Origin of the sequence: Streptomyces sp. NPDC059534, assembly GCF_042743475.1 — a bacterium.
GTDB lineage: Bacteria > Actinomycetota > Actinomycetes > Streptomycetales > Streptomycetaceae > Streptomyces.
The window spans coordinates 1-6,148 of sequence record NZ_JBHWAQ010000095.1 but is presented as its reverse complement, the minus strand read 5'-3'; the positions used below and the strand labels follow the sequence as shown (position 1 = coordinate 6,148).

Sequence of the window (6,148 nt, the reverse complement as noted above, 5' to 3'; positions counted from 1 at the left end):
CCCCAATACCGGAGGGGCCCCACTGGCTGTGGCGGCCCTCCGGTATTGGGGCGTCGCCGTCCGGGGAGTGAGCCCTCCGGCCTCGCCGGCCACGGTTCCATCCGAGGGTGGCCTCGCACACCGAGTCAGACACGTGCGGGTGACACCGTGTGATTACGCCGTTCGACATGCGGCATAGCCGCGAACTAGGTGGTGGAGCTGCCTGCTCCCCCGTAAGTCGACCGCCGATCAGCCCAGTCGCCGAATTGCCTCCGCAAAAATGACTACGTATGCCCATACTCTCGACCTGCGTCTTCCGGGATGGCCCTGTTTTCGGATCGTCAGGTCATTCCGTCATTCGATTGTCCGTGCAAGCGGATCTCGACGTTTTTCCGCTTCTCATTCCTGGAGAACACATGCGCGTTGCCGTAACCGGTGGCGGTGGTTTCCTTGGGTCACACCTGTGCGAGGCGCTTCTGCGGCGCGGGGACTCCGTGGTGTGCCTCGACAATTTCTCGACGGGCGACCCCGCGAACATCGCTCCTCTCCTGGCCCACCCGGCCTTCGAGTTCCAACACGCCGACGTGAGCGTGTCCGTGCAGGTCGCCGGCCACGTCGACGCCGTCGCCCACCTGGCCTCCCCGGCCTCTCCTCCCGACTATCTGCGCCAGCCGCTGGAGACGCTCGCGGTCGGGAGCCGCGGCACCGAGAACGCCCTTCGGCTGGCCCTGCGTCACAACGCGCGCTTCATCCTCGCGTCGACGAGCGAGATCTACGGCGATCCGCTGGTCCACCCGCAGGAGGAGTCGTACTGGGGCAACGTCAACTCCATCGGCCCGCGCAGCGTTTACGACGAGGCGAAACGATACGCCGAGGCGGTCTCCGCCGCGTACCGCCGTACGCACGGAGTCGACGTCGGCATCGCCCGGATCTTCAACACCTACGGCCCCCGCATGCGCCCGCACGACGGTCGTGTGGTGTCCAGCTTCATCACCCAGGCTCTGACCGGCGAACCGCTCACCATCTACGGCGACGGCGGGCAGACCCGAAGCTTCTGCTACGTCGACGACCTGGTCCGCGGCCTGGTCGCGCTCCTCGACTCCTCCGAACTGGGACCCTTCAACCTCGGGAACCCGGTCGAGCGCACCGTCTCCGAACTCGCCGGCATCGTGCTGGAGATGACCGGCTCGTCCTCCGAGGTGAAGCACCACCCGCTGCCCGTCGACGACCCGGTCCGCCGCCGTCCGGTCATCACCCGCGCCCGCGAGGTACTGGGCTGGGAGCCGGAGATCGACATCGACGAGGGCCTGCGTCGCACCGTCGCGTACTTCGGCGCCCACGCGGATCGCCTCGCCGCCTCGGCCGCGTCGATCCGCGGGAGCCAGGACGAGACGGTCCCGCTGGCCGCGGCGACGCCGGCGCCCCTCACGCCGCAGTCGATCCCCGGCCCGGCCGGCGCCGCCACCGGCGTCGCGGCGGCCGCGCCCGGGGCCACCGTCGCGGGTGGCTGATCCACACGCCGCGGCGGGCCTCCCACCGGTCCCGCCGCGGCCCCGAGTCCTTCGGGCCTCCTCCCCCGGGCCCCTCACCCTGTCGCACCGCCTGGAGAACCTGCTGCCATGACGTCGTTGGAGCAAGGTCCCGCCCACGGGACCGGCACCGTCCAGGAACCCCCGCTCCTCTCACCGGCTCCCGGCTCGCCGGCGGAGTGGGAGGCGCTGGGCGCGGAGATCCACGCCCTGTCGAACGGCGCGGTGGCCTCCATCGGCCCGGACGGCCCCGTCCTCGCGCGCCCGGCACACGGATTCACCACCCTCCCGTCCCACTTCGTCCGGGCGTTCTCGCGCTCCGACCGCTTCGTCGTCGCGCTGCTGTCCCTCGGCTGGGTGGCCTGCCTGGTCTGGTTCTGGGTCTGGTGGCTCGAACCGTCCCACCGCATCGGCTGGACGGGCCTGATCGTCAACAGCGCCCTCCTGCTGTACCTGACCTATCTGCCGGTGCACTTTCTCATCGCGCTGCTGCGGATGCGCCGCTTCGACCCGGCCGTCAAGGTGCCCCTGCTCCGCACCGCGTTCGTGGTCACCCGCGCCCCGTCCGAGGGCTGGGACATCGCCCGCCGCACCCTGGAGGCCATGGTCACCCAGGACTTCCCGCACACCTACGACGTCTGGCTCTGCGACGAGGACCCCACCGAGGAGATCCTCGACTGGTGCCGCACCCATGCCGTGAACGTCTCCTGCCGACGTGGTCGCGCCGACTATCACCGGGCCGACTGGCCCCGGCGCACGCGGTGCAAGGAGGGCAACCTCGCCTTCTTCTACGACCACTGGGGCTACGACCGGTACGACGTGGTCGCCCAACTCGACTGCGACCACGTCCCCGGGCCCACGTACCTCGCCGAGGTCGTCCGCCCCTTCGCCGACCCTGCCGTCGGTTACGTCGCGGCCCCCAGCGTCTGCGACTCCAACGCCGACGAGTCCTGGGCGGCCCGCGGCCGGCTGCACCGCGAGGCCATGTTCCACGGGCCCGTGCAGTTGGGCCACTCCGCCGGCCTCGCCCCGGTCTGCATCGGCTCGCACTATGCCGTCCGGACGCAGGCGCTGCGGGACATCGGAGGTCTGGGCCCCGAGCTCGCCGAGGACTTCTCCACCTCGTTCCTGCTGACCTCGGCCGGCTGGGAGGGCGCGTTCGCCATCGACGCGGACGCGCACGGCGAAGGTCCCCTCACCTTCGGCGCGATGATCACCCAGGAGTTCCAGTGGTCCCGCAGCCTGGCCGTCATGCTCCTGGGCATGCTGCCGCGCCACCTGGGCCGGATGCCCCTGAAGCTCCGGGTGCGCTTCGCCGCGGCGCTGATGTACTACCCGCTGCTCGCCGGCGCCACGGTCATGGGCATCCTGCTGCCGCCGATCGCCGCGATCACCGGCGCTCCCTGGATCGACGTCAACTACTTCGGCTTCCTGGCGCACTTCTGGAGCATGTCCGTCTGGCTGATCCTGCTGACGCTGCTCTGCCGCCGCCGGGGCCTGCTGCGCCCCAAGGACGCCCCGATCTTCAGCTGGGAGATCTGGCTCTTCGGCCTCTCCCGGTGGCCGTACGTGGCCTGGGGCGTGCTGGCCGCGGTGATCCAGAAGCTGCGACCCCGCCAGATCACCTTCAAGGTCACCCCGAAGAGGCGCGACGGCCTGGAGCCGCTTCCGCTGCGCGCCGTCGCCCCGTACCTGCTCATCACGGTCTTCCTGTCGGGCTCGGCCCTCGTCGGCCAGTTCACCGGCCCCGCCGTCGGCTACGTCTTCCTCTGCCTCCTCGGCTCCGCCTCGTACACCGCGGTGACGCTGGCGATCGGCACGCTGCACGTCAAGGAGACCGCGCGAGCCACCGGCGTCCCCGCCGTCCGTGCGCTGCGCACGGCCGCACTGCCGCTCCTCGCGGGCCTGTTGTCGCTGTTCCCGCTGGGGCTCGCGGCCGTCGTCTTCCCCACCTACCTCACCGGCTTCTACGCCTGGTGACGGTCCCTGCGACCGATCGAGAAATGAGGTTCCCGTGCCCCAGACCGTCCTGGTCACCGGCGGCGCCGGTTTCATCGGCAGCCACACCTGTGTCGAGCTCCTCCGTGCCGGCCACGAGGTCGTCGTGCTCGATGACCACTCCAACAGCTCGCCCGAGGTCCTCGAACGGGTCGCGAAGATCGCGGGCCGCCCCATCGCGGCGGCTCACGTCGCGGACGTACGCGACCGGCGGGCACTCGACACCGTCTTCACGAGCCACCCGATCGAGGCGGTGATCCACTTCGCCGCGAAGAAGGCCGTCGGCGAGTCGGTGCGGATCCCGCTCGCGTACTACGACATCAATGTCGGCGGCACGACGGCCCTGGTCTCGGCCATGCACGACCACGGCGTGCATCGGTTGGTGTTCTCGTCCTCCTGCTCGATCTACGGCGACGTCACGACCGTCCCGCTGACCGAGGAGTCGCCGGCGGCGCCGACCAACCCGTACGCCACCACCAAGTGGACCTGCGAGCGGATCCTCGCGGACGTCTGCCGGCACGTGCCCGAGCTCCGGGTGCTGGCCCTGCGGTACTTCAACCCGGCCGGCGCCCACCCCACCGGGCTCCTCGGCGAGGACCCGAGCGGCGTGCCGAACAACATCATGCCGTTCCTCACCCAGATCGCCGTGGGCCGCCGCGACGAACTCAGCGTCTTCGGCGACGACTTCCCCACCCCCGACGGCACCGGGATCCGCGACTACGTCCACGTGGTCGACGTCGCCGAGGGGCACCGCACCGCCCTGGACCACATCGACGACGAGCCGGGCATGCGGGTCTTCAACCTCGGGACCGGGCGCGGCGCGTCCGTCCTGGAGCTCGTGCGCACCTTCGAGGAGGCGTCGGGGCAGCCGATCCCGCACCGCGTCACCGCACGCCGCCCCGGCGACGTCGCCGAGCTCGTCGCCGACCCCTCGAAGGTCGCCTCGGCCTGGAACTGGACCGCACGGCGCGACCTGGCCGCCATGTGCCGTGACGCATGGAACTTCCAGCAGCAGAACCCGTACGGCTACACGCCCTGACCCGTCGCGTCGTACACCTCACCCACGTTCAGACAGGAGAACACCGCATGCGGTTGACCGTCATCGGAACGGGCTACCTCGGAGCTGTGCACGCCGCGTGCATGGCCGACATCGGACACGACGTCCTCGGCGTCGACGTCGACGCCGAGAAGATCGCGGCCCTCGCCGAAGGCCGGCCCCCCTTCTACGAACCCGGCTTCGACGAAGTCCTCACCCGCGCCCTCGCCTCCGGACGACTGCGCTTCGGCACCAGCCTGCGCGAGGCGGCGGCGCACGGCGAGGTCCACTTCATCTGCGTGGGCACTCCGCAGCAGGCCGGCTCCCACGCGGCCGACCTGCGGTACGTCGACGCCGTCGTCGACGGGCTCGTGCCGCATCTGCCGGCCTCGTGTCTGGTGGTCGGCAAGTCGACCGTGCCGGTGGGCACCACCGCGCGCCTGACCGCCCGCATCGCGGGGCTCGTCCCACCGGGCGTACGGGCCGATGTGGCGTGGAACCCCGAGTTCCTGCGCGAGGGCTTCGCGGTCGAGGACACCTTGCGGCCGGACCGGATCGTCGTCGGCACGGTCGGCCGGGAGTCGGACGAGACGCTGCGCCGGCTGTACGCCCCGATCCTGGACGCGGGCGTCCCGTACATCGGCACCGACCCGAGCACGGCCGAGCTCGTGAAGGTGGCGGCCAACTCCTTCCTCGCCACGAAGATCTCCTTCATCAACGCGATGGCCGAGGTCTGCGACGCCGCGGGAGCGGACGTGGTCACCCTCGCCGACGCCCTCGGCCACGACACCCGGATCGGCCGGCGGTTCCTCAACGCCGGCCTCGGCTTCGGCGGCGGCTGCCTGCCCAAGGACATCCGGGCGTTCACCGCCCGCGCCCAGGAGCTCGGCGTCGGCCCCGCGGTGGCCTTCCTGGACCAGGTCGACGAGATCAACGAACGGCAGCGGACGCGGACCGTCGAACTCGCGCGTCAGCTGGCCGGGGGCGATCTGACCGACCGCCGCGTGACCGTCCTGGGCGCCACCTTCAAGCCGAACAGCGACGACGTGCGCGACTCGCCGGCGCTGGCGGTGGCGGCGGCGCTGCACCGACAGGGCGCCCACGTCCGGGTGCACGACCCGGAGGGCACCGCGAACGCGCGCCGCTCCCACCCGGAACTGCGCTGCGAGGCCGACCTTCTGACGGCCTGCCGGGGAGCGGAGCTCGTTCTGCACCTCACCGAGTGGGGGCAGTACCGCGAGCTGGACCCGGTGAAGCTGGCCCGGGTGGTCCGCACGTCAGTCCTCGTCGACGCGCGCAACGCGCTACCGCACGACGAGTGGCGGGCCGCCGGCTGGACCGTCAAGGCACTCGGCCGTCCCGCGCCGGCGGACCGGCCGCCGGCCGCTCGGGCCGGGCAGCCGCTGCGGGCCACGATCGCCTCGCCGGCCGTCGAGGCGGACCACACCACCCTCCTGTCCCCGGCGCTGCCGACCGGCAGGGCCTAGACCGCACCGGCACGCCGACGCCGCCCCGCCCGCCCGGTCCTGGACCGGGCGGGGGGGGGGGCGTGCTGGGCCGTCCCGGCGCCGAGGGCGGGCGCGTGGGGAACATTGTGGTATAAAAA

4 protein-coding genes are annotated in these 6,148 nt (G+C 71.5%); all 4 read left to right on the top strand.

From position 1 onward, the window contains the following. The first annotated feature begins 395 nt into the window (after window positions 1–395). The 4 genes from ACFVZH_RS39715 to ACFVZH_RS39700 all read left to right on the top strand — a co-directional run bounded on the left by ACFVZH_RS39715 (window position 396) and on the right by ACFVZH_RS39700 (window position 6,029). The gene (locus tag ACFVZH_RS39715; RefSeq protein WP_384905448.1) at window positions 396–1,490 is read left to right on the top strand and encodes a UDP-glucuronic acid decarboxylase family protein; all 1,095 of its coding nucleotides are present in this window, start codon (window positions 396–398) and stop codon (window positions 1,488–1,490) included. Between the two features lie 108 nt (window positions 1,491–1,598). Next, window positions 1,599–3,488, top strand: coding sequence for a glycosyltransferase family 2 protein (locus ACFVZH_RS39710; RefSeq protein ID WP_384905446.1), 1,890 nt, complete (start codon window positions 1,599–1,601; stop codon window positions 3,486–3,488). Between the two features lie 34 nt (window positions 3,489–3,522). Beyond that, window positions 3,523–4,545, top strand: coding sequence for a UDP-glucose 4-epimerase GalE (galE, locus tag ACFVZH_RS39705; protein ID WP_384905444.1), 1,023 nt, complete (start codon window positions 3,523–3,525; stop codon window positions 4,543–4,545). A gap of 47 nt (window positions 4,546–4,592) precedes the next feature. Then, window positions 4,593–6,029, top strand: coding sequence for a UDP-glucose dehydrogenase family protein (locus ACFVZH_RS39700; RefSeq protein WP_384905442.1), 1,437 nt, complete (start codon window positions 4,593–4,595; stop codon window positions 6,027–6,029). The last annotated feature ends 119 nt before the right edge of the window (window positions 6,030–6,148 follow it).